Annotated in this window: 1 pseudogene; it reads right to left on the bottom strand. The window is 67.2% G+C overall.

Annotated features, from left to right (window positions below):
* Positions 1-167: 167 nt before the first annotated feature.
* A pseudogene (locus tag AC01Y6_RS11210) lies at positions 168-536 on the bottom strand (hypothetical protein); the annotation flags it as partial.

Raw genomic sequence — 536 nt, 5'->3', positions numbered from 1 at the left:
GGTAGCGGTCCTTCCTCAGGACCTCCAGGTAGGGCCACTTCCCCTTCAGGAGTTGCTCCAGGCGGTAGTCCGGGGCCGAGAGGAGGTACTTGGTCCACTCCTCGTACCGGGGTCCCGCCTGGGCCAGGACCAGGGAGAAGAGGGGCAACGCCCAAACCCACCGCATCTCACAACCCCCTTTCCGCGCACCAGTCCCTAAGGGGCTTGAACCAGGCCTTGGCCTCGGTCCTTCCCGTCCCCCCGAGGGGCGCTTGCCCTGGGGAGATGGACCGGGTGATGTAGCTCACGTAGGGGTCGCCCTCGGCGGCCTCTATGTCCTTCCCCGTGGGAGAGAGGTACCCCTCGAGGCCCGGAATCCGGTACCGCTTCCCCTCCGCCGTCACGTACCCCCCGGCCTCCACGGGGCGGTCGTTGTCCGTGGCGGGGCGCCAGCGGGTCTGCCAGGAAGACAGGTACCACCGCACCCGCCACTCCTGGACCCGCGAAACCCACTTCTTGGTCCGAACGGTGTAGTCGTACAGGTAAGGGCTAGAAAC

The organism is Thermus sp. (assembly GCF_056332225.1).
This window is presented reverse-complemented; position numbering and strand designations above follow the sequence as displayed.